Source organism: Stenotrophomonas sp. 112478_Sma, assembly GCF_056479905.1.
In genome coordinates, this window is the sequence record NZ_CM151072.1 from 632,998 (window position 1) to 654,166 (window position 21,169).

A 21,169-nucleotide genomic window follows, 5' to 3' on the forward strand; every position below is an offset into this window, starting at 1 on the left:
TGCCCTGATTACTCCAGCGCGAAGCGCAGCACGAACAGCACGGCCACCAGCCACACCGCCGGATGCACCTCGCGCCAGCGGCCAGTGCCGGCCTTCAGCGCGGCGTAGGCGATGAAGCCGAAAGCCAGTCCATTGGCGATGGAGTAGGTGAACGGCATCGCCAGCGCGCACAGGGCCGCCGGCACCGATTCGGTGAGGTCGCTCCAGTCCACTTCCACCAGCTCGCGCAGCATCAACCCGGCAACGAACAGCAGGGCCGGTGCGGTGGCGTAGCTTGGCACCATCGAGGCCAGCGGCGAGAACAGCAGGGCGGCCAGGAACAGCGCGGCGACCACCAGGGCGGTGAGGCCGGTACGGCCGCCCACCTGCACGCCCGAGGCGCTTTCAGCGAATGCCGTGGTGCTGCTGGTGCCCAGCATGGAGCCGGCGACGATTGCCGTGCTGTCGGCCAGCAGTGCACGGCCGAAACGCTTCTGCGCACCCGGCAGCTTCAGCAGGCCGGCGCGGCCGACCACCCCGTACAGCGTGCCGGTGGCATCGAACACCTCCACCAGCACGATCACCAGCACCACCTGCAGCAGTACCGCGATGGGGGCACCGCCGTCGTGGTGCAGCAGGCCCGGCAGGTCCAGCTGCAGGAAGGTCGGCGCCAGGCTTGGCGGCAGGGACACCAGTCCCTGGTACTGCACGTCGCCCAGCGCCCAGCCGGCCCCAGTGACCGCCAGGATGCCGATCAGGATCGCACCACGGATGCGGCGCGCCTCCAGCACGGCGATCAGCAGGAAGCCGGCCAGTGCCAGCAGCGGAGAGGCGGTGTTGAGCGGGCCCAGCGCCACCAGCGTGTCCTCGTTGCCGATGATCACCCCGGACTTCTGCAGGGCGATGATGGCCAGGAACAGGCCGATGCCGGCGACGATGGCCGAGCGCAGTGACGAAGGAATGCCGGATACCAGCCAGGCACGCACGCCGGTCAGCGACAGCACCAGGAACACCAGGCCGGAGATGAACACTGCCGCCAGCGCCTGCTGCCAGGGCAGGCCGGCGGCGCCGACCACGGTGAAGGCAAAGAACGCGTTCAGGCCCATGCCCGGAGCCATGCCGACCGGGAAATTGGCTGCCAGCGCCATCACCGTGGAGCCCAGCGCGGCCGCCAGGCAGGTGGCGACAAATACCGCACCCGCATCCATGCCGGTGGTGCCGAGGATTTCGGGGTTGACGAAGACGATGTAGGACATCGTCAGGAAGGTGGTGACACCGGCCAGCAGCTCGGTGCGCACGGTGGTGCCGTGCTGCTGCAGCTGGAACAGGCGTTCGAACAGGGACATGGGGCTTCTCGTGAAGGTGTCTCCCGGCAAGCGGGCGACCCACAGAAGGAGAAAGGCCGCGCGAGCGCGGCCTTTCCTGTTGCGTTACTTCAGTGCCTTGAAGCGCAGGCGCTTCGGCGCAGCGTCATCGCCCATGCGGCGCTTCTTGTCTTCCTCGTACTCGCGGTAGTTGCCCTGGAAGAACTCCACGTGCGAGTCGCCTTCGAAAGCGATGATGTGCGTGGCGATGCGGTCCAGGAACCAGCGGTCGTGCGAGATCACGAAGGTGTTGCCCGGGAACTCCAGCAGCGCGTCTTCCAGCGCACGCAGCGTTTCGATGTCCAGGTCGTTGGACGGTTCGTCGAGCAGCAGCACGTTGCCACCCTGCAGCAGGGTCTTGGCCATGTGCAGGCGGCCACGCTCACCACCGGACAGCGAGCCGACCATCTTCTGCTGGTCCTGGCCCTTGAAGTTGAAGCGGCCGATGTAGGCGCGCGACTGGATCTCGATGCCGTTGATGTTGAGGATGTCCAGGCCACCGGCGATTTCCTGGAAGACGTTGTGGTTGCCTTCCAGCTTGTCGCGGCTCTGGTCCACGTAGGACAGCTGCACGGTCGGGCCGATCACGATCTCGCCCGAATCCGGCTTCTCCTGGCCGGTGATCATCTTGAACAGCGTCGACTTGCCGGCGCCGTTCGGGCCGATGATGCCGACGATCGCGCCCGGCGGAATCAGCATCGACAGGTTGTCGATCAGCAGGCGGTCGCCGAACTTCTTGGACACGTTCTTGAACTCCATCACCATGTTGCCCAGGCGCTCGCCCGGCGGGATGAAGATTTCGTTGGTCTCGTTGCGCTTCTGGTAATCCTGCGACTGCAGCTCTTCCAGGCGGGCCAGACGGGCCTTGCCCTTGGAACGGCCGCCCTTGGCGTTCTGGCGCGACCACTCCAGTTCCTTCTGGATCGCCTTCTGGCGGGCCTTTTCCTGGTTTTCTTCCTGCTTCAGGCGCTCATCCTTCTGCACCAGCCATTCGGTGTAGTTGCCCTTCCACGGAATGCCGCGGCCGCGGTCCAGTTCCAGGATCCACTCGGCGGCGTTGTCCAGGAAGTAGCGATCGTGGGTAACGGCCACCACGGTGCCGGTGTAGCGCGCCAGGAACTGTTCCAGCCATTCCACCGACTCGGCGTCGAGGTGGTTGGTCGGTTCGTCCAGCAGCAGCATGTCCGGCTTCTGCAGCAACAGGCGGCACAGCGCGACGCGGCGCTTTTCACCGCCGGACAGGTTGGCGATCTTGGCATCCCACGGCGGCAGGCGCAGCGCATCGGCAGCCACGTCCAGCTGGTTTTCCAGGGTGTGCGCGTCGCCGGCGGCCAGGATCGCCTCCAGGCGCTCCTGTTCCTTGGCCAGCGCGTCGAAGTCGGCGCCTTCCTCGGCGTAGGCGGCGTACACCGCCTCCAGCGCAGCCTGGGCCTGCAGCACTTCGCCCACGCCTTCCTCGACCGACTCGCGCACGGTCTTGTTCGGGTCCAGTTCCGGTTCCTGCGCCAGGTAGCCGACCTTGATGCCCGGCTGCGGGCGTGCCTCGCCCTCGAAGTCGGTATCCACGCCGGCCATGATCTTCAGCACGGTCGACTTGCCGGCGCCGTTCAGGCCCAGCAGGCCGATCTTCGCGCCCGGGAAGAAGGACAGCGAGATGTCCTTGATGATCTGCCGCTTGGGCGGGACCACCTTGGACACGCGGTTCATGGTGTAGATGTATTGCGAGGACATGAGGTCTCCGTAGGCGCGACCCTGCGCCCGACCGTCACGGGAGGTTTCCCGGTGCGGCAGCGGGCACAGACTTGAATGGAATACCGCCAATTATAGCCGGAACCGGTTACCCGCCGCGCCACGGGGAGCCGGCCGGGCTGGCCGCGGCCTGAATCGCCGTCACAGTCCTGAAGCGGGAAGCGTTTCCAGCCGGAAACGGTTCAGATCCGGTGCGCAATATGGGGTCACCACCACCCAAGCAGAGGTCTGACATGCGCATCAATCGAGTAATGGCCGGAGCCGTGGCCTCTGTGCTGGCGCTCGGCGCGGTTGCCCCGGCATTTGCCGACGACGACCATCGCGGCCGCGGCCACGACCGCCGCGAGTGGCGGGAGGATCGTCGCGAGTGGCGACAGGACCGTCGTGACTGGGAGCGCGACCGCCGTGAGGCCCGGCGCGATTACCGGCAGGACCGCCGCGAGTGGCACCGTGATCATGACCGCTACTACCGCCCGGCACCGCCGCCGCGTGTGGTCTACCGTCCTGCCTACGGCCCCGGCTATGGCTGGAAGGTGGGGCACCGCTACCGCGACTACTATCGCGGCCCGATCTACGTGGTGAACGACTATCCGCGCTACCACCTGCGCCGTCCGCCGCATGGCCACCACTGGATCCGCGATGACCGCGGCAACATGCTGCTGGTGGCCATCGCCACCGGCGTGATCGCCCAGTACGTGCTCAGCAGCCGCTGAGGACCCCGCAACATCACTCGGAACCATACGGGGCCGGATTCCTTCGAGGGATCCGGCCCCGTCCGTTTCGGCCCCAGCCGGCCGGTGCGGGGCTACAATCAGGGGCTGAGCCGTACACCCCCTTTCCCTGCCTGCTGGAGTACCCGATGTTCCCGCGTGACGTCCGCATCGAATCCTACGATCCCGAACTGGCCAAGGCCATCGCCGCTGAGACCCAGCGCCAGGAAGACCATGTCGAGCTGATCGCCAGCGAGAACTACACCAGCCCGGCAGTGATGGAAGCGCAGGGCAGCCAGCTGACCAACAAGTACGCCGAAGGCTATCCGGGCAAGCGCTACTACGGTGGTTGCGAATACGTGGACATCGCCGAGCAGCTGGCGATCGACCGCCTCAAGCAGCTGTTCGGCGCCGACTATGCCAACGTGCAGCCACACAGCGGCTCGCAGGCCAACCAGGCCGTGTACTTCGCGCTGCTGCAGCCCGGCGACACCATCCTCGGCATGAGCCTGGCCCACGGCGGCCACCTCACCCATGGCGCCAAGGTGAACGCCTCGGGCAAGCTGTTCAACGCCGTGCAGTACGGCGTGAACGACCAGGGCCTGATCGACTACGACGAAGTCGAGCGCCTGGCCCTGGAGCACAAGCCGAAGATGGTCGTGGCCGGCTTCTCGGCCTACTCGCAGGTGATCGACTGGGCACGCTTCCGCGCCATCGCCGACAAGGTCGGCGCCTACCTGTTCGTCGACATGGCCCATGTCGCCGGTCTGGTCGCCGCCGGCGTCTATCCGAGCCCGCTGGACCACGCCCACGTCGTCACCTCCACCACCCATAAGACCCTGCGCGGCCCGCGCGGCGGCATCATCGTCGCCAAGGGTGCCGATGAGGACCTGGTCAAGAAGCTGCAGTCGATCGTGTTCCCGGGTATCCAGGGCGGTCCGCTGATGCACGTCATCGCCGGCAAGGCGGTGGCCTTCAAGGAAGCGCTGGAGCCGGCCTTCAAGACCTATCAGCAGCAGGTGGTGAAGAACGCCCAGGCGATGGCCAGCACGCTCATCGCGCGCGGCTACAAGATCGTCTCCGGCGGCACCCAGAACCACCTGATGCTGGTGGACATGATCGGCAAGGACGTGTCCGGCAAGGACGCGGAAGCGGCACTGGGCAAGGCGCACATCACCGTCAACAAGAACTCGGTGCCGAACGACCCGCGTTCGCCGTTCGTGACCTCGGGCCTGCGCCTGGGTACGCCGGCGGTGACCACCCGTGGCTACACCGAGCAGGACTGCGTGGATCTGGCCAACTGGATCGCCGATGTCCTCGATGCGCCGAACGATGACGCCGTGATCGCCCGCGTGCGCGATGCCGTCAGCGCGCAGTGCCGCAAGTACCCGGTCTACGGTTGATCGGCTGATGGGGTCGGATCCCGTCCCGCAGGGGAAGGGCTCCGACCCCGGCCCAGGGAGAGCAACGCACATGGATGAGCGTATGGATGAACGTCTGCACAAGCGCCTGCACCTCGTGCAGGCCCTGCTGTTCGGGCTGCCAGGCGTGCTGCTGGGAGGCACCGTGGCCTTGGTGGGCGTGTACTCCGGCCTGACGCAGGAAACCCGCCTGCCGAGCCGACTGCTGCTGGTGTGCTGGGGCACCGCCGGGGCGCTGGGCATTGTTGGCTGGTTGTACATCGGCGCCGGTTTCCTGCTGCAGGGCCGGTCTGGCCTGCAGGCAGTGGGCCGGGTGTGGTGGGCGTTGCTGGCGCTGGGCGCGCTGGCAGCAGTGCCCGCCGTCGTGCTCGGGCTGGTGGTCGGCCTGACCGAACGCATGGAGGGCTTCAGCCTGTTGCTGTTCGGCCCGCCGCTGCTGCTGCCGGCGGCGCATCTGGCCTGGCTGCGCTGGCGGCCTGCTCACCTTCCGGGCGCCTGACTTTTCAGGCAAGTCGCATGGTGGTGTAGGGATGGCATGTCCAGCCTCACGCATCAGGGTGTTTCTGAGTATCTGGGTGCATCTGGGACGGCTGCAGGGTTGCCCTTGACGAGGGACCGTACCGCACATGAAATTTGCCGGAAAGCCCCTTCTCAGGTACCTTTGCGACGCTGCCATGACCGTGGCATTAGGTTGTCCCCTGAGCCAGGCGTTCAATGTATTGCCCCTTCTGCCAACATGCCGATACCCGGGTCATCGACTCGCGCGTCTCTGAAGACGGCGCGACGATCCGCCGTCGGCGTGAGTGCGAGGCCTGCAACGAGCGCTTCAGCACCCTGGAAACCGTCGAACTGAAGCTGCCGGCCATCGTCAAGAGCGATGGCACCCGCGAGGCCTTCGACCAGCGCAAGGTACGCGCCGGCTTTGATCGCGCGCTGCAGAAGCGTGCCGTGCCGGAAGACAAGATTGAAGCGGCGGTGCGTGCGGTGGTCCATCAGTTGCGCCTCAGTGGCGAGCGTGAAGTGCCTTCGATCAAGGTGGGCGAGTTCGTGATGAACGAGCTGCGCAAGCTCGATCACGTGGGGTACGTGCGATTCGCTTCGGTCTACCGCAGCTTCGAGGATGTGGCCGATTTCCGCGAGGAAATCGAAAAACTCGAACGCGAGCTGCCGGCCAGCACCGAACAGCTGCAGCTGTTGGGCGATGTGATCGCGCTGGCCAAGAAGAAGAAGGGCTGACCGCCTCTGCGGTGGCCTGTGCCAACCTCGGTTGGCACTGATGGCGCATCCACGGGTGGGTGCCAACCTTGGTTGGCACCGATAGCTGCATTCACTGGTGGGTGCCAACCTTGGTTGGCATCGATGGCATGGATCAACACCGGCAGCGTTACCATGGCCAGATGACCACCCCATTCTCCGTACTCGACCATCTGCACATGGCCAGCGCGCTGCGTCTGGCCGAGCGCGCCGCCTACACCACCCGCCCCAATCCGATGGTCGGCTGCGTGATCGCCCATGGTGAACGTGTGGTCGGGCAGGGCTGGCACCAGCGTGCCGGTGGCCCGCATGCCGAAGTGTTCGCGTTGCGAGAGGCCGGTGGTGAGGCGCGCGGTGCCACTGCCTACGTCACCCTTGAGCCCTGCGCGCATTACGGGCGCACACCCCCCTGCGCGCTGGCACTGATCGAGGCCGGTGTATCGCGTGTGGTCGCTGCGCTGCGTGATCCCTTCCCGCAGGTCGATGGCGGCGGATTCGACCTGCTGCGCGGCGCCGGCATCGAGGTCGCCGAAGGGCTGATGGCGGCGCAGGCACGCGAGCTCAACAAGGGCTTTCTGTCACGCGTGGAGCGCAATCGCCCGTGGCTGCGGGTGAAGCTGGCCGCCAGCTTGGACGGGCGTACGGCGATGGCCGACGGCACGTCCAAATGGATCACCGGAGCAGCGGCGCGCGAAGACGTGCAGCACTGGCGTGCACGCGCCGGCGCGATCCTGACCGGTGCCGATACCGTGCTGGCCGACGATCCGATGCTGACCGTGCGCCTGGCCGATGCCGAGGTGATGCCGCCACTGCGCGTCGTGCTCGATTCGCGCCTGCGTTCGCTGGAATGCAGCCGCGTGCGCGAGGGTGGGGCACCCACGTTGTACCTGCACGATGCGGCGGTCAGCGCACCGGATGCCGCCGATGCCGAGTTCGCCTGCGTGCCCAGTGCCGACGGCCGTCTCGATCTTGGCGCGATGCTGACCCTGCTGGCCGGGCGCGGCATCAACGAAGTGCATACCGAAGCCGGCGCTACGCTGGCCGGTGCGCTGCTGCGCGGCGGCTGGGTGGATGAGCTGCTGCTGTACCAGGCGCCCACCCTGCTGGGTGACCGGGCCCGCCCGCTGCTGGCCGGGCTGGGCATCGAAGCGATGCAGCAGCAACGCCGGCTGCGCGTGGTCGAGCAATGCCAGGTGGGTGAGGACCTGCGCCTGCTGCTGCGGCCGTAGCATTGGCAGGCGGCGGACGAGACGGACGCGCGGTAGCCGGGGTGGTCAGTCGTGGAGCAGGATTGGGGGAACATCCCCCGCGATACGCATGTCCCATGCCTCGAACGGCAGCAATGTCAGCAGAATGGCCTGGTACAGCTGGTCTGAACGTGCCTCATGCACGTCGCCATGGCGATAGGAGGACCACCCCACCATATGGGTGCGATGCAATGCCGCCTGCGCACTGCGAAGGTGGGCGGCGTAGGCGCTGAAGAACACATCGCTGTGCTGCGCCTGCCCGCTAGGCCCGGCCTGGCGCAATGCCCGGTACAGCGCGAACGTGGGCGCCGGGTCGGGCAACGCGCAGGCGAGCGTGAATCGACCGATCTCGGGACTGCCCAGCGGCAGGAACGCCTCGGCGTGGCAGGTGGCCGTCGACAGTCGCGCCAGCAGTGCATCGGTGACATCCTGCATCACCGCCGCCGAGGGCGGCACGATCTGTTGCTGCCGCAGCCAGGTGGGCAGATCATCGAGGCTGCGCTGCCAATCGATTCCGTTGCGAGGAACAGCGGCAGCGTCCCACAGGGCCAGCTGGTCGCGCGCAGCCGGATCGTGCTGAAGAACAACACGCGCCTGCAGCGTGTACTCCTGTTCCGGCGTGTGTGGCGCGGCAATGCACACGCCGGTGAACAGAAAAGACAGAGCGGCGAGCAGGCGCATGTCAGGGGCCGGGAAGGTGCTGCAGGATCGGCCCCGGCATCCTGTGAAGCAATGCAACAAGTTGCAAACGGGGTCATGCAGCGCGTGTCCCCGCTGCGATGCCATCATCACGCGATCAGGTGCATTCGAGTGTCGCCGGGCATGGCCCGGCGCTACCACTTAGCGGCTCAGGTGCATTCGTCGGTCCACATCATCTCGGCCAGCGGGCGCAGCGCCTTGCACTCCTGCGTCATCTCCTCGGCCGACTGCACCTGCGCTTTGGCCTTCAGCTCTTCGGCCATCGCGTCCACGCCGCTGATCTGGTTGGGCGCGATCTTCGCCACGCAGCTGCGGTGCTGCTGCAGCAGCAGGTCGCAGCCGGGTATGCCGGTCACTTTCGGCGCGTTGGCTGCCTGCGCGTCCTGCATCCAGTCCTCGAACGGAGCCAGCGCACCGGCCACGGTGCCCACCAGATCATCGAAGTTGCCGCTGTACCAGTAGCCGTTGTCCTTGGCCGGGTAGAGGGTGAAGGTGCCGCTGACCGGCACGCGTGCACCACTCTGCAGCGCCTGGGTGTAGGCGTCGGTGAACTGCTTGCGCGAGGCCGGGCTGGCATGGTCGGCCAGGCTGGCGGCGAACAGCGGGCGGACCTTGCCCAGGTCGGGCACCTGGCAGGTGTAGGTGATCCGCGCCAGCTTCTGGTCTTCAACGTATTCGTTGTCTTCGATCACGCTCTGGGTTGCGCGGCACTTCGAATCACGCAGCGCCTTGGCGTACAGCGCTTCGGTGGCCGAAGCGTCGATCGAAGCGCCGGTGCTGGTCAGTACCGTCTGCCAGGGTTCGGCCAATGCCTTGGCCAGCGCGCCCGGGTTCGGGGTCACGGCGTCCTGGCCCTCGAACGCCGGCTTCAGCGCGTCGTTGAGCGTGCGCGTGGCGGTCGCGTCGTCTTCCAGCAGTACGCGGGCATAGAGATCGAACGTCTGTTCGGGGCTCAGCTGCGTCGAGGCGGCGCTGGCGAACAGGGGAGCGCACAACAGTGCAGTGGCCAGCAGGGAGCGCAGGGGGGTCTTCATGACAGTGATTCCGGGTCCAGAGGCGGGCAAGCCTAGCGCATCTGCCCACGCTTTCGATGGCGCGATGCAGCCAGGTAACGGTGTGCAGCGGAAAAAAAACGGGCCCCTTGCGGGGCCCGTTCGATCGCACGACGAGGATCGGGCAATCAGAAGCTGGCGCGGACGCCGGCCGAGAACTGGGTGACATCGCGCTGGCCGGAGACTTCTCCCACCAGGCCCCAGGTCGGGGTGAAATTGATCTGGCCACCGACGGTGCCGACCCAGGTGCCCTTGAAGTCGTTGCCGCCATCCATGTAGCCGGCCTTGGCCCACGCTTCGGTCTTCGGCGAAGGCTTGCCACGCACGCCCATGGTGGCGCGGGCCAGGTTGGTGTGATCCTTCAGGTGTTCGCGGCCGAACAGATCCGATTTCACGGTCAGCTCGGCGTTCTGGCGCACCCAGGCGATGTCGGCGGTGTAGTCCAGGCGGTCCGTCCACGGCATGTGGTAGCCGATGCCCAGCTCAGGCTGGTCCAGTTCGAACTTGGCCGACGCACCGGTGAAGTGGTAGCTCTTGCTGGTACGCGACCAGCTGCCGAACACGTGCACCTGCTCGGCCAGCGCGAACGAACCGCGCACGTAGCCGCCGTCAAGCTTCGGGTCGTTGAAATCGCTGTCGTCGGTCTTGACCTGGGTCCAGCCACCTTCGACGTAGGTGTAGCTCAGCCCTTCGGCGGCCGAGGCCAGCGGAGCGACGGCCAGCAGGCTGGCGATGATCAGGAGCTTGCGCATGGGAATTCCTGTGAATTGCAGTCCATTGGCGGGCGCGCCGGAGGCGCAGCCCGTGGCGGCCTCATGTCGTCCGCGGCGAATTTTAATGAAAGTTTTACAAAATGCGAGAGACAGCCGTCACAGGCTGGGCAGGCTTGGGGTCAGATCCGTTTCCCGCCGGGAAACGGCTTCGGCCCCGGGTGTCCCACCCCGTTCAGCCCGGGCTGGTACACTGGCCACGCCGGTTCGCCGGTATACAAACGTCTTCAGGGCGGGGTGCAACTCCCCACCGGCGGTAGGTGCGCAAGCACGAGCCCGCGAGCGCCCCGGCCCACGGCCGGGGGTCAGCAGATCCGGTTCAAGGCCGGAGCCGACGGTCATAGTCCGGATGAAAGAAGACGGTGCCACAGGGCTCATGCCCTGCGCGTGCCTGTTTGCCTTGCGGCGTTTTTCGCTCACATCCTGCGGAGAACGTTACTTGTTTACTGGAATCATCGAAGGCGTCGGCCGTCTGGCCGCACGCGAGTCCATCGGCGGCGATGTCCGCTTCACCTTCAATGTCGGCAACCTGCCGTTCGATCACGTGCAGATGGGCGAAAGCATCGCCATCAACGGTGTCTGCCTGACGGTCATCGCATTCGACGCCAACAGCTTCCGGGCCGATGCCTCCACCGAGACGCTGGGCCTGACCACGCTGGGCCAACTCGAGCAGGGCGCGGTCATCAACCTCGAGCGTGCCATGCGCCCGACCGATCGTCTGGGTGGGCATCTGGTCAGCGGCCACGTTGATGGCCTGGGCCAGGTGCTGTCCATCCACGATGACGCGCGCGCCCAGCGCTGGCGCTTCGCCGCGCCGGCCTCGCTGCTGCGCTACATCGCCAAGAAGGGCTCGATCTGCGTGGACGGCGTCAGCCTCACCGTCAACGAAGTGGACGAGGAAGGCTTCGAGGTCGCGCTGATCCCGCATACCGTGGCCAACACCGCCTTCTCCGCCTCCGGCGTGGGCAGTGCGGTGAATCTGGAAATCGACCTGGTCGCCCGCTATGTCGAACGCCTTGTCGGCGGGCACCTGCGGGGAGACGCAGCATGAACTTCGCGCCGATCCCCGAGATCCTGGAAGACATCCGCCAGGGCCGCATGGTCGTCATCGTCGATGACGAGGACCGCGAGAACGAAGGCGACCTGATCATGGCTGCCGAGCTGGTCAAGGCCAGCGACATCAACTTCATGGTTACCCATGGCCGTGGCCTGGTGTGCCTGCCGTTGACCCGCACCCGCGCCGCCGACCTGGGCCTGGCGCCGATGGTGCAGGCCAACACCGCGCAGTTCCAGACCAATTTCACCGTCAGCATCGAAGCGGCCGAGGGCGTGACCACCGGCATCTCCGCCCATGACCGCGCGCATACCATCCGCACCGCGGTGAAGCCCAACGCGCGGCCGTCAGACCTGCACCAGCCCGGCCACATCTTCCCGCTGATCGCCCAGCCGGGCGGCGTGCTGACCCGCGCCGGCCACACCGAGGCGGGCGTGGACCTGGCCATGCTGGCCGGGCTGGAACCGGCCGGCGTGCTGGTGGAGATCCTCAACCCGGACGGCAGCATGGCGCGTCGCCCGGAGCTGGAAGTGTTCGCCCGCGAGCACGGCCTGAAGATGGGCTCCATCGCCGACCTGATCGCCTACCGCCTGGCCACCGAGAAGACGGTCGAACGCGTCGATGAGCGCGACATCGATACCGAGTTCGGCCCGTTCAGGCTGGTGACCTACCGCGACCGCATCGCCCACGACCTGCACTTCGCCCTGGTCCGCGGCACTCCGGACGCCGGCACGCCCACCCTGGTGCGCGTGCAGGTGGAGAATCCGCTGGCCGACCTGCTGCACTGGCGTCGTGACGATTTCGGCGTGGCCGCCACCGACGCGCTGCGTGCGATCGCCGCCGAAGGTGCCGGCGTGATGGTGGTGCTGTCGGCGCCGCGCGATGGCGAGGCGCTGCTCGCCCGCCTGCGCCAGCAGCCCGCACCGGTGGTGCCGGGCAAGGACAAGGATGTGGGCCAGTGGCGCCGCAATGGCGCCGGTGCGCAGATCCTGTCCGATCTGGGGCTGGGCAAGCTGCGCGTGCTGGGCACGCCGCGCCGGCAGATCGGCCTGGCCGGCTATGGCCTGGAAGTGGTGGAGACGGTGGCCCTGTAACGGTCGCCCCGTGGGGGCGGAGGCCGCGGTGCGGGATCCGACCCCGGTAGCGCCGGGCCATGCCGGGCGGATGCCAGGCCCCCGCCAACCACGGCCGGGGCCCATCCACGCTAGAATTACCCCTTATCGAGTCCCCCAAGCCGCATATGAGCCACTACGAAGGCGATCTTCGCACTCCCGAGTCGGCGCGCTTTGCCATCCTGGCCAGCCGCTGGAACGCCCGCATCACCGATACGCTGGTGGCCGGCGCACGCCAGAGCCTGGCCGGCAACGGCATCACCGAAGCCAACATCGACGTGATCCGGGTGCCGGGCGCCTGGGAACTGCCGCTGGTCGCCGCACGCCTGGCCGCCGCCCATGAACACGCCGCCATCCTCACCCTGGGCTGTGTGATCCGCGGCGACACCCGTCATTACGAACACGTGGCCGACCGCTGCGCCGAAGGCCTGATGCGCGTGCAGCTGGATTTCGGCGTGCCGGTACTGAACGGCGTGCTGGCGGTGGAACGCGTGGAAGATGCCGAGGCCCGCGCCGGCGGCAGCCACGGCAACAAGGGCGAGGAAGTCGCACTCGCCGCATTGGAAATGGTCAATCTTCTGGAGCAGCTGCCATGAACAAGAACACCCAGGGCAAGCCCTCCGGTAAACCCGTCCGCCGCGATGGCATTGATCCGGTGCTGCGCTCGCGCGCGCGCCGTCGTGCCGTGCAGGCCGTCTATGCGTGGCAGATCTCCGGCGGCAACGCACAGTCGCTGATCGCCCAGTTCGCGCATGAGCAGGCCCGCGAGATCGCCGATCTGGCGTACTTCGAGGCGCTGATGCACGGCGTGCTCGACAACCGCACCGACATCGACGAAGCGCTGGGCCCGTATCTGGACCGTGGCATCGAGGAAGTCGATGCCATCGAACGCGCGGTGCTGCGCCTGGCCGCGTACGAGCTGCGCTACCGCCTGGACGTGCCGTACCGCGTGGTGATCAACGAGGCCATCGAATCGGCCAAGCGCTTCGGCTCCGAACACGGCCACACCTACGTCAACGGTGTGCTGGACCGCGCCGCCGTGGAATGGCGCAAGGTCGAATCGGGCCACTGACCCGATCGCTGTAGAGCCGTGCCCTGCCTGGCTTGCCGCGCAGGGCAGGGCTGCGTCCGGTAGTGTGGCGCGTGATCGAACTGCAGCCGCGCATGGCCCGGCCGCTACATAAGAGCAGAACGCCCCATGTCCCTGGCCGAATTCGCCCTCATCGACCGTATCCGCGCCCGCACCGCCGAGCGCGATGACGTGCTGCTCGGCATCGGTGACGATGCCGCGCTGCTGCAGCCGCGCGCGAATGAACAGCTGGTGGTGACCGCCGATACACTCAACAGTGGCGTGCACTTCCCGGTGGAGACGCCGGCCTTCGATATCGGCTGGAAGACGCTGGCGGTCAATCTTTCCGATCTTGCGTCGATGGGCGCGCGACCGGCCTGGTGCACCTTGGCGCTGTCATTGCCGGAAACGTCCGAAGACTGGATCGAGGCATTCGCCGATGGCTTCTTCGCATTGGCCGACCAGCATGACGTCGCGCTGATCGGGGGTGACACCACGCGCGGACCGCTGTCGTTGTCTGTCACCGCAATGGGCCAGGTGGGCCGTGGTCAGGCCCTGCGCCGCGACCGTGCACAGGCCGGCGATGACATATGGGTCAGTGGCACGCTGGGGGATGCGGCAGGTGCGCTGCGCCTGTGGCAACAGGGGGCGCTGAACGTGGCCACGGCCACGTTGCTGGCCGATTACGAACGCCTGCGCGTGCGCCTGCTGCGGCCGACGCCGCGTGTCACCCTCGGCCTGCGCCTGCGTGCCTTCGCGCATGCGGCAGTGGATGTGTCCGACGGACTGCTGGCCGATCTGGGCCACATCGCCCGCCTCAGTGACGTGGCAGCGCATGTCGATACCGATGCGTTGCCGATCTCGCACGCGCTGCGTGAGCTGCTCGGCCGCGATGGCGCGCGCGACTGTGCATTGCGTGGCGGAGACGACTACGAGCTGTGCTTCACCGCGGCCGCCGATCAGCGCGACGCACTGCATTACCTCGCCGAATCGCTGGACCTGCCGCTCACCCGCATTGGCCGCATCGCCGAAGGGCAGGGCGTGCACGTGGATGGCGAAGTGGCCGACGGTGGTTATCAGCACTTCGCCTGACGAATGAGAACGCCGGGCATGGCCCGGCGCTACCGTCCTGACACGGACGGCGTTCATGCACAGGGCGGCGCCTCATGCAGGAGGCAGCACCTTGCCCGGGTTGAGGATGCCATCCGGGTCCAGCGTGGCCTTGATCGCGCGCATGGTCGCCAGCGTGGCGGGAGTGAACGCCTGCGCCATGAAATCGCGCTTGGCCAGGCCAATGCCATGTTCACCGGACAGTGTGCCGCCCAGTGCCAGCGTCAGCGCGAAGATCTTTGGCAGCGCCGCATGCGCTCGCGCGCTCTCATCGGCATCGTCCGGGTGGTACAGGATGTTGACATGCAGGTTGCCGTTGCCGGCATGGCCGAAGGTGACGATGGTCAGGCTGTACTGGCCTGCCAGCGCCTGTACCCCGGCAACCAGGTCGGGAATGCGCGATACCGGCACCACCACGTCTTCGTTGATCTTGCCGGGTGCAACGCTGCGCAGCGCGGGCGACAGTGCCTTGCGCGCCGCCCACAGCTGGTCGCGTGCGCGGCCCTCCATCGCTACGTCCAGTTCCATCATGCCGTCGCCTTCGGCAGCGCTGGCCAGCGCCTGCAGCAGGTAGGGCAGGGTGTCGTGGTCGCCATCGGCCTCGACCAGCAGCATCGCGCCGGCCTCCGGTACGTCGGCGCCATTGAGGCGCAGCAGTTCCAGGCTGCGCGCGTCCATGAACTCCAGGCGGGTGGGTACCACCGGCTGCGACATCAGCCGCGATACCGCGGCGGCGGCGGCATCGGCATCGCGGTACAGCACGCGCAGTCCGGCCTGCGCGACCGGCAGCGGCGTCAGCTTCAAGGTAGCTTCCACGATCAGCGCCAGGGTGCCCTCGCTACCCACCAGCAGGTGGGTCAGGTCGTAGCCGGTGGCATCCTTGGTATAGGCACCACCGCAGCGGATCACCTCGCCGGTGCCGGTGACCGCGACCAGCCCCAGTACGTTGTCGCGGCTGGTGCCGTACTTCACCGCGCGTGGGCCACCGGCATTGCAGGCGAGGTTGCCGCCGACGCTGCAGATCTCCGCGCTGGACGGGTCCGGCGCCCAGAACAGCCCATGCGGTGTCAGCGCCTGCTGCAGGGCGCCGTTGAGCACGCCAGGCTGCACCACCGCGCAGCGATCACCGGCACGGATCTCGACGATGCGATCCATGCGGGTGAACGACAGCACGATGCTGCCCGGCAGGGGCACCGCCGCCCCGGTGGTACCGGTGCCCGCGCCACGCGCGACCAGGGCCACGCCGTGCACGCGGCAGGCGCGGACCAGCGCCTGCACCTGTTCGGTGTCGGCCGGCAGCGCGACGGCGGCGGGGCGTTGCCGGCGCCATGAGTTGTCCTGCGCATTCGCCTCCAGCGCGGTGTCATCCATGCGCCAGCCCTCCGTACCCAGCAGGGCGGACAGTTCGGCAACCAGGGCAGCGGGCAGGGCAGGGCTCATGTTGGATCTCGTGGAACAACCGGTACGGAGTGGATGGCCTTGCAGGCGGCCTCTGCGCCGGGCATCGGCACGGCAGCGTGGGTGATGATCGAGGGCATCAGCAGTCGTCCAGCCGGAACGCGTCGCGCAGCCAGTGCAGCTGTGGCGGTTCGCCGCTGGCTTCGACCACGTCGAAGCGGCAGGGCGCATCGGCCAGTGCAGGATGCGCCTGCAGGTACAACTGTGCGGCCTGTACCAGGCGCCGGCATTTGCGGGGGTCGACCGAGGCGGCAGCGCCGCCGAAGTCGCTGCGCGCGCGGTACCGCACCTCCACGAAAACCACGGTGCCGGCGTCGTCCATCACCAGGTCCAGCTCTCCGCTTCGATAACGGACATTGCGCGCGCGTGGCTGCAGCCCGGCCTGTTGCAGGTGCAGCTCGGCGGCGGTTTCCACCGCCGAGCCCCGCTGCGTGCGCTCAGCGACCACCGACGATCGGCATCGGCCGGCCGCCGCTGAAGGTCGACCACGCTGGCTGGCGCAGGATGTTGCCATTGCCATCGAGGAACAGGGTGCCGGTGGCGCCTTCCAGGCCGCCTTCGTTGGCCAGCTTGTCCAGATAGCTGCTGATCTTCCACGCGTCGGCGCCGAAAGCGAACAGGCGGCCGGCGGCACCGCGCGCGCTGGGCAGCGTGCTGGCGACCTGGCTGGCCGACGGCAGGCCGGAGACACTGCGCACGTTCCAGGCTTCATTCGGGTAGACGATGCCGTCCAGTGCCACGTCTTCCTCCACCTTGCCGCTGCCGATGGTCAGCTGGGACGTGCCGACGCGGGTGGCGCCGCCGACACCGGCCAGCGCCAGCTGCGGCGCGAGCAGCCGCGCCTGCGGAGCGCGCACGGCGAGAAACACAGCGTCGACCTGGCCGGCATTGCGCACCTGGGCGCCGACATCGCCCACCGCTTCAGGGACCGATACCGTGGCGGCCACCTGGCCACCGCGCTGGGTGAAACGCTGGGAGAAGGCCGCGGCGGCGCGGCGGCCGGTATCGTCGCTGCTGCTGATGACCAGGGCGCGATTGCGCTCACGGCCGCGCAGGTATTCGGCGGCGACGATGCCGTCGTCTTCCGGGGCGAGCGAGAAGCCGGCGCTGCCGGCCGGCGGTGAATCCTTGCCACGGTTCAGCGCCAGCACCGGCACCTGCAGCGGCTGGCGGCCGTATACCGCATCCACTTCATCGCGGCCCAGCGGGCCGACGACGAAGTCGGCACCGGAGGCCACTGCCTTGTCGTATGCAGCCAATGCACCGGCCGGCGTGCCGGCGGTATCGAAGAAATTGATGTCCGGGCGGCGGCGCGATTCGCCGTAATAGGCGGCGAGCAGGCCATCGCGCACCGGCTGTGCCGCGGTGGCAAGGCGGCCACTGAGTGGCAGCAGCACGGCCAGCTTCGCCGGCGGGCGGTAGCCATCGCTCATTGCCGGCGGGCGCTTGCTGGTATCGAACTGGGCGGCACCGTCGCGGTCGAACGGACGCGGAAGCGGCAGGCCGCGGGCGATCAACGCACGGCCGGCGAAGTTGTACAGCGGATCGTTGGCCGGCAGCGCGGCGGCACGGCTGCGCAGCGTGGCATCGTCGAGGGTGCCAAGCAGGCCTGAAATGGCCGCCTGGTTCTCGTTGCGCGCGCTGCCGGTGAGGCCGGCCTGCGCGCGTGCGCGGTCGCTGGCGGCGCCGAAGGCATCGCCAGTGGCCTGCAGGGCCTGGGCACGGGCGAGCAGCCAGCGCGTGCGCAGGCCGGGTGCGACGTTGTCGCCATTGTCCTTGAGCAGGGCCAACGCCTGTGCGGGTTGCTTGTCAGCCAGTGCCAGCTCGGCGCCGGTCAGCTGGTAACGCTGCAGGCTGGCACCGGACAGCTGGCGGGCGCTGAGCTGCCCCAACAGGCTGCGCGCGCGGGTGCTGTCGCCGGCCAGGTGCCACGCCCAGGCTGCATCCGCCAGGGCATTGCTGCGCGCGCTGCCGCGCAGGGTGGCCGCCAGGCCCTCCAGCTGCATCGCGGCGTCGCGCGGCTTGCCCTGTTCGATCAGCGCCAGCGCCTGGCTCTGGGCCGGCGATTCGGGCGCGCTGGTGAAGCTGGTGGTGGCACAGCCGGCCAGGAGCATCAGCGACAACGAAAGGGCGGAGATGCGTGCGGCGGGCTTGTTCATGATCGGGTCCATGCGATGAGGGCAGCGGCCTTGGCCAGGTACACGCTAGGATTCTACCCTTGCCCCGTGAGTACCGCTGAAATGAGTGTCCCCACCCTGTATGTCGTCGCCACGCCGATCGGCAACCTGGCCGATCTGAGTCCGCGCGCACAGGAGGTGCTGCGTTCGGTAGCGGCGATCTGTGCCGAAGACACGCGGCGCAGCGGCCAGCTGTTGTCCCATTTCGGCATCCAGCAGCCGCTGGTGGCGCTGCACGAGCACAACGAAGACGCCCTGGCGCAGCGACTGGTCTCGCGCCTGCAGGCGGGCGAATCGCTGGCGCTGGTCAGCGATGCCGGCACGCCGCTGGTCAGCGATCCCGGCTTCCGCCTGGTACGGGCCGCGCGCGCGGCGGGCATCCGGGTCAGCCCGGTTCCGGGTGCCTGTGCCGCCATTGCCGCGCTCAGCGTGGCCGGCCTGCCCAGCGATCGCTTCAGTTTCGAGGGATTCCTGCCGGCCAAGGCCAGCGGGCGCCGCGACCGGCTGCAGGCGCTCGCCGGCGAGGTGCGCACGATGGTGTTCTACGAATCCTCGCACCGGATCGCCGAGTCCCTGGCGGACATGGCCGCGATCTTCGGCGGTGAGCGGCCTGCGGTGCTGGCGCGGGAGCTGACCAAGCTGTTCGAGACCGTGCTGGATGGCGATCTGGCGGCCTTGCGGGCAACGGTCGAAGCCGACGAGAACCAGCGCAAGGGCGAGTTCGTGGTGATGGTGCAGGGGGCCGGCGACGACGAGGAAGCGCAGCTGGCCCATGGCCGTCGCGTCTACGCCACATTGAGCGAGCACCTGCCGCCGTCGACCGCCGCCAAGCTGGCCGCCGAGCTGACCGGCGCACCGCGCAAGGCGTTGTACGGCCGGTAGCGCCGGGCCATGCCCGGCGTGCGCGTCGCGCGGCATCGAACAGCCACCGGGCAGGAACCACCCGCGTACGGTAGAATGCGCGCTGGCGGAGCCGGCCAGACAGTCGCGTCATCCCTTGCGGGGTGCCGAGGAAAGTCCGGGCTCCACAGGGCAAGGTGCCAGGTAACGCCTGGGCGGCGCAAGCCGACGGAAAGTGCAACAGAAAGATACCGCCTACGTCTTCTTCGGAAGGCCGGTAAGGGTGAAATGGTGCGGTAAGAGCGCACCGCGAGTCTGGTAACAGACCGGCACGGCAAACCCCACCTGGAGCAAGACCAAATAGGGATCCTTTGGCGCGGCCCGCGTTGGATCCGGGTAGGTTGCTTGAGCGTTGCGGTGACGTAACGCCTAGAGGAATGACTGTCCACGACAGAACCCGGCTTATCGGCCGGCTCCGCCTCCATTCACTTCTGCAGCGCCAGGCCATGCCCGGCGGTATTCTGCCCGCCGTTCAGAAGTCGATGCGGCTTCCGGCGACGAATACGCCCTGCGGCCCGAAGCGGCGTTCATGGATCTGCCCGTGGCCATCACCATCGATCAGCAGCACGGTGCTGGCACGGGTGCCGTAGTCGTCGCCGCGGATGAAGGCCGGGCTCAACCAGCGCTCGCGTTCCAGTCCGATGCCGGTGTCCGGCAGGTCACTGTCGGCAGGCCGGTGTTCGTCGGCCAGCGCGGTCCATAGCGGGGTCAGGTCCGGGGTCAGATCCCTTTCGCTTTGCGAAGGAGATCTGACCCCGTCTTCTTCCAGCCAGGCCGTCAGCGCGGCCATCAGCCGCTGTGTCTTCGGCCAGGGGGCATCCAGTGCACCGTTGGACATGCCATGCACGCCCGGCCCCAGGCGCTGCCGTTCGGCAGGGTGGTTGCCCAGATACTCCAGGCTGTCGCTATCGGCCAGCAGCAGGTTGAACGGGGCGTAGGCGCCGGCCACGGCCGCCAAGCGGTCGATATGCACTGCGGCCGGGTCGCGGCCACGCAGGAAGTCGGCCACCAGCGCGCCACGCGAGGGACCGGTCTGGGCGGCCAGCGGATCGCGCACATTGGTGACCACCGCCATCCGGCCGCCGGCACCGACGCCGGCCCAGCCTCCTCCGGAGCGGAGGTCGCGCCCGCCGATGACGGAGGTCTCATCCTGCCAGCGGGCCAGCGCCGCAGTGGGGCGGGCGTGGAACTCATCACGGTTGCCGGTCATCACCAGCCGCCAGCGCGGATGGTGCATCCAGCCAAGAGCAAGCAGGCACATGACGTCATTGTGCCCGGTTTGCGCAGTCTGGCGCCGCTTTCAGCCAGTTCCCGATGAATGCGGGGGCGATGTTTCACGCCCCCTGCACAGGCCTGAACTTCCGTTCAATCTCAAAAATTGAGACGGATCAGCAACTTGTGGATAAGCCTTGAACAATTCTCTAAAGGTTGCTGCAAGCCATTGATGTGGCTGGCGATTTCCCTGCGGAAAAGTTGTTGACAACCCTTCGCTCGCTGCTAAGGTGGGCATCAGAGGGAAATCCGGGTGTTTTGTGGGTTTTCGTGGTTCAATGTTTCACCGGGCGAAGGACAAGGTGCAGGCGTCGTGTTTCAGGGCGAGACGGCCATCACAGTTGACGACAAGGGGCGCATGGCGGTTCCCACCGCTTACCGCGACCTCGTCGCGCGCGCCAGCAACAACCGTCTCGTGTTGACCTACAACCCGTTCGAAGCCGGCTGCCTGTGGCTGTATGCCGAGTCCGAATGGGAGCGGGTCCGCGACGATGTCATGTCCAAGCCCAATACCCAGCGCGTCGTGCGCCTGTTGCAGCAGAAGCTGGTCGGCTCGGCCGCCCACCTGGAGCTGGACGGCAACGGTCGTATCAGCATTCCCGCCAGCCACCGCGGTGCGGTGGGCATAGAAAAGAAGGCGGTATTGCTCGGTATGGGCGACAAGTTCGAATTGTGGAGCGAGCAGGCGCATCGTGCCCTGATCCAGCAGACGTTGTCTGACGAGGATCTGGGCGATGGGTTGCTCGACCTGAAGTTGTGAGCGGGGGTGCCC

21 protein-coding genes, 1 other RNA gene and 1 riboswitch are annotated in these 21,169 nt (G+C 67.5%); of the genes, 13 read left to right on the top strand and 9 right to left on the bottom strand.

Annotated elements, in window-relative coordinates; genetic code table 11:
- Positions 1-8: 8 nt before the first annotated feature.
- Positions 9-1,325 (bottom strand): NCS2 family permease, encoded by a 1,317-nt coding sequence (locus ACZK08_RS02810; RefSeq protein WP_065182813.1) that lies wholly within the window; start codon positions 1,323-1,325, stop codon positions 9-11.
- 84 nt (positions 1,326-1,409) lie between these two features.
- Positions 1,410-3,074 carry an energy-dependent translational throttle protein EttA gene (gene ettA, locus ACZK08_RS02815; protein ID WP_005415249.1) on the bottom strand — a complete coding sequence of 555 codons (1,665 nt, stop codon included), beginning with the start codon at positions 3,072-3,074 and terminating at the stop codon, positions 1,410-1,412.
- Between the two features lie 251 nt (positions 3,075-3,325).
- Here ettA and ACZK08_RS02820 point away from each other — a divergent pair, with 251 nt between their 5' ends.
- The 5 genes from ACZK08_RS02820 to ribD all read left to right on the top strand — a co-directional run bounded on the left by ACZK08_RS02820 (position 3,326) and on the right by ribD (position 7,706).
- Positions 3,326-3,805: an RcnB family protein gene (locus ACZK08_RS02820; protein ID WP_065175826.1), complete on the top strand. Its 480-nt coding sequence runs from the start codon at positions 3,326-3,328 to the stop codon at positions 3,803-3,805.
- A gap of 146 nt (positions 3,806-3,951) precedes the next feature.
- Complete coding sequence (glyA, locus tag ACZK08_RS02825; protein WP_065175825.1) at positions 3,952-5,205, top strand: serine hydroxymethyltransferase; 1,254 nt, start codon at positions 3,952-3,954, stop codon at positions 5,203-5,205.
- Between the two features lie 82 nt (positions 5,206-5,287).
- Complete coding sequence (locus ACZK08_RS02830; RefSeq protein WP_065182812.1) at positions 5,288-5,722, top strand: hypothetical protein; 435 nt, start codon at positions 5,288-5,290, stop codon at positions 5,720-5,722.
- A gap of 215 nt (positions 5,723-5,937) precedes the next feature.
- Positions 5,938-6,459, top strand: a complete 522-nt coding sequence (nrdR, locus tag ACZK08_RS02835) for a transcriptional regulator NrdR (RefSeq protein ID WP_053518899.1) — start codon at positions 5,938-5,940, stop codon at positions 6,457-6,459.
- Between the two features lie 161 nt (positions 6,460-6,620).
- Positions 6,621-7,706: a bifunctional diaminohydroxyphosphoribosylaminopyrimidine deaminase/5-amino-6-(5-phosphoribosylamino)uracil reductase RibD gene (gene ribD / locus ACZK08_RS02840; protein ID WP_065182811.1), complete on the top strand. Its 1,086-nt coding sequence runs from the start codon at positions 6,621-6,623 to the stop codon at positions 7,704-7,706.
- 45 nt (positions 7,707-7,751) lie between these two features.
- On the opposite strand, the gene ACZK08_RS02845 is transcribed toward ribD, so the two are convergent.
- The 3 genes from ACZK08_RS02845 to ACZK08_RS02855 all read right to left on the bottom strand — a co-directional run bounded on the left by ACZK08_RS02845 (position 7,752) and on the right by ACZK08_RS02855 (position 10,227).
- Positions 7,752-8,405 carry a hypothetical protein gene (locus ACZK08_RS02845; RefSeq protein WP_065182810.1) on the bottom strand — a complete coding sequence of 218 codons (654 nt, stop codon included), beginning with the start codon at positions 8,403-8,405 and terminating at the stop codon, positions 7,752-7,754.
- A gap of 167 nt (positions 8,406-8,572) precedes the next feature.
- The gene (locus ACZK08_RS02850) at positions 8,573-9,457 is read right to left on the bottom strand and encodes a hypothetical protein (RefSeq protein ID WP_065182809.1); all 885 of its coding nucleotides are present in this window, start codon (positions 9,455-9,457) and stop codon (positions 8,573-8,575) included.
- 146 nt (positions 9,458-9,603) lie between these two features.
- The gene (locus ACZK08_RS02855) at positions 9,604-10,227 is read right to left on the bottom strand and encodes a hypothetical protein (protein ID WP_053518907.1); all 624 of its coding nucleotides are present in this window, start codon (positions 10,225-10,227) and stop codon (positions 9,604-9,606) included.
- Between the two features lie 237 nt (positions 10,228-10,464).
- Positions 10,465-10,610, top strand: a riboswitch (FMN riboswitch).
- A 74-nt stretch (positions 10,611-10,684) separates the two neighbouring features.
- Here ACZK08_RS02855 and ACZK08_RS02860 point away from each other — a divergent pair.
- The 5 genes from ACZK08_RS02860 to thiL all read left to right on the top strand — a co-directional run bounded on the left by ACZK08_RS02860 (position 10,685) and on the right by thiL (position 14,572).
- The gene (locus ACZK08_RS02860; RefSeq protein WP_065182808.1) at positions 10,685-11,296 is read left to right on the top strand and encodes a riboflavin synthase; all 612 of its coding nucleotides are present in this window, start codon (positions 10,685-10,687) and stop codon (positions 11,294-11,296) included.
- Positions 11,293-12,393, top strand: coding sequence for a 3,4-dihydroxy-2-butanone-4-phosphate synthase (gene ribB / locus ACZK08_RS02865; RefSeq protein ID WP_053516472.1), 1,101 nt, complete (start codon positions 11,293-11,295; stop codon positions 12,391-12,393). The genes ACZK08_RS02860 and ribB overlap by 4 nt, the downstream gene beginning before the upstream one ends.
- Positions 12,394-12,539: 146 nt before the next feature.
- On the top strand, positions 12,540-13,007 hold the full coding sequence (ribH, locus tag ACZK08_RS02870) for a 6,7-dimethyl-8-ribityllumazine synthase (RefSeq protein ID WP_010481977.1): 468 nt from the start codon (positions 12,540-12,542) through the stop codon (positions 13,005-13,007).
- Positions 13,004-13,483 (top strand): transcription antitermination factor NusB, encoded by a 480-nt coding sequence (nusB, locus tag ACZK08_RS02875; protein ID WP_053516471.1) that lies wholly within the window; start codon positions 13,004-13,006, stop codon positions 13,481-13,483. The genes ribH and nusB overlap by 4 nt, the downstream gene beginning before the upstream one ends.
- 126 nt (positions 13,484-13,609) lie before the next feature.
- Complete coding sequence (gene thiL, locus ACZK08_RS02880) at positions 13,610-14,572, top strand: thiamine-phosphate kinase (protein ID WP_081284448.1); 963 nt, start codon at positions 13,610-13,612, stop codon at positions 14,570-14,572.
- A 72-nt stretch (positions 14,573-14,644) separates the two neighbouring features.
- Here the strand turns inward: thiL and ACZK08_RS02885 are convergent, their stop codons facing one another.
- The 3 genes from ACZK08_RS02885 to ACZK08_RS02895 form a co-directional block, all read right to left on the bottom strand.
- On the bottom strand, positions 14,645-16,030 hold the full coding sequence (locus ACZK08_RS02885; protein WP_065182807.1) for an FAD-binding oxidoreductase: 1,386 nt from the start codon (positions 16,028-16,030) through the stop codon (positions 14,645-14,647).
- A gap of 97 nt (positions 16,031-16,127) precedes the next feature.
- Positions 16,128-16,496 (bottom strand): YraN family protein, encoded by a 369-nt coding sequence (locus tag ACZK08_RS02890; RefSeq protein WP_065182806.1) that lies wholly within the window; start codon positions 16,494-16,496, stop codon positions 16,128-16,130.
- On the bottom strand, positions 16,486-18,207 hold the full coding sequence (locus tag ACZK08_RS02895; RefSeq protein WP_128989130.1) for a penicillin-binding protein activator: 1,722 nt from the start codon (positions 18,205-18,207) through the stop codon (positions 16,486-16,488). Before ACZK08_RS02895 ends, ACZK08_RS02890 begins: the two co-directional genes overlap by 11 nt.
- Before the next feature lie 81 nt (positions 18,208-18,288).
- Between ACZK08_RS02895 and rsmI the strand changes: the two genes are divergently transcribed.
- Complete coding sequence (rsmI, locus tag ACZK08_RS02900) at positions 18,289-19,107, top strand: 16S rRNA (cytidine(1402)-2'-O)-methyltransferase (protein WP_065175817.1); 819 nt, start codon at positions 18,289-18,291, stop codon at positions 19,105-19,107.
- Between the two features lie 87 nt (positions 19,108-19,194).
- Positions 19,195-19,546: RNase P RNA component class A (gene rnpB, locus ACZK08_RS02905), an RNA gene on the top strand.
- A 51-nt stretch (positions 19,547-19,597) separates the two neighbouring features.
- Here the strand turns inward: rnpB and ACZK08_RS02910 are convergent.
- The gene (locus ACZK08_RS02910) at positions 19,598-20,386 is read right to left on the bottom strand and encodes an NRDE family protein (RefSeq protein WP_065175816.1); all 789 of its coding nucleotides are present in this window, start codon (positions 20,384-20,386) and stop codon (positions 19,598-19,600) included.
- 369 nt (positions 20,387-20,755) lie between these two features.
- Here ACZK08_RS02910 and ACZK08_RS02915 point away from each other — a divergent pair, with 369 nt between their 5' ends.
- Positions 20,756-21,157 carry a division/cell wall cluster transcriptional repressor MraZ gene (locus tag ACZK08_RS02915; protein ID WP_008266948.1) on the top strand — a complete coding sequence of 134 codons (402 nt, stop codon included), beginning with the start codon at positions 20,756-20,758 and terminating at the stop codon, positions 21,155-21,157.
- Positions 21,158-21,169 lie beyond the last annotated feature (12 nt).

Coding starts and splice junctions, on each gene's coding strand:
- ACZK08_RS02910 (WP_065175816.1), bottom strand. CDS start 20,386: ATGTGCCTGCTTGCTCTTGGCTGGATGCACCATCCGCGCTGGCGGCTG.
- thiL (WP_081284448.1), top strand. CDS start 13,610: ATGTCCCTGGCCGAATTCGCCCTCATCGACCGTATCCGCGCCCGCACC.
- ACZK08_RS02855 (WP_053518907.1), bottom strand. CDS start 10,227: ATGCGCAAGCTCCTGATCATCGCCAGCCTGCTGGCCGTCGCTCCGCTG.
- ACZK08_RS02810 (WP_065182813.1), bottom strand. CDS start 1,325: ATGTCCCTGTTCGAACGCCTGTTCCAGCTGCAGCAGCACGGCACCACC.
- ribH (WP_010481977.1), top strand. CDS start 12,540: ATGAGCCACTACGAAGGCGATCTTCGCACTCCCGAGTCGGCGCGCTTT.
- ACZK08_RS02885 (WP_065182807.1), bottom strand. CDS start 16,030: ATGAGCCCTGCCCTGCCCGCTGCCCTGGTTGCCGAACTGTCCGCCCTG.
- ACZK08_RS02830 (WP_065182812.1), top strand. CDS start 5,288: ATGGATGAACGTCTGCACAAGCGCCTGCACCTCGTGCAGGCCCTGCTG.
- ribB (WP_053516472.1), top strand. CDS start 11,293: ATGAACTTCGCGCCGATCCCCGAGATCCTGGAAGACATCCGCCAGGGC.
- rsmI (WP_065175817.1), top strand. CDS start 18,289: ATGAGTGTCCCCACCCTGTATGTCGTCGCCACGCCGATCGGCAACCTG.
- ACZK08_RS02850 (WP_065182809.1), bottom strand. CDS start 9,457: ATGAAGACCCCCCTGCGCTCCCTGCTGGCCACTGCACTGTTGTGCGCT.
- glyA (WP_065175825.1), top strand. CDS start 3,952: ATGTTCCCGCGTGACGTCCGCATCGAATCCTACGATCCCGAACTGGCC.
- nrdR (WP_053518899.1), top strand. CDS start 5,938: ATGTATTGCCCCTTCTGCCAACATGCCGATACCCGGGTCATCGACTCG.
- ACZK08_RS02895 (WP_128989130.1), bottom strand. CDS start 18,207: ATGAACAAGCCCGCCGCACGCATCTCCGCCCTTTCGTTGTCGCTGATG.
- ACZK08_RS02915 (WP_008266948.1), top strand. CDS start 20,756: ATGGCGGTTCCCACCGCTTACCGCGACCTCGTCGCGCGCGCCAGCAAC.
- nusB (WP_053516471.1), top strand. CDS start 13,004: ATGAACAAGAACACCCAGGGCAAGCCCTCCGGTAAACCCGTCCGCCGC.
- ribD (WP_065182811.1), top strand. CDS start 6,621: ATGACCACCCCATTCTCCGTACTCGACCATCTGCACATGGCCAGCGCG.
- ACZK08_RS02820 (WP_065175826.1), top strand. CDS start 3,326: ATGCGCATCAATCGAGTAATGGCCGGAGCCGTGGCCTCTGTGCTGGCG.
- ettA (WP_005415249.1), bottom strand. CDS start 3,074: ATGTCCTCGCAATACATCTACACCATGAACCGCGTGTCCAAGGTGGTC.
- ACZK08_RS02845 (WP_065182810.1), bottom strand. CDS start 8,405: ATGCGCCTGCTCGCCGCTCTGTCTTTTCTGTTCACCGGCGTGTGCATT.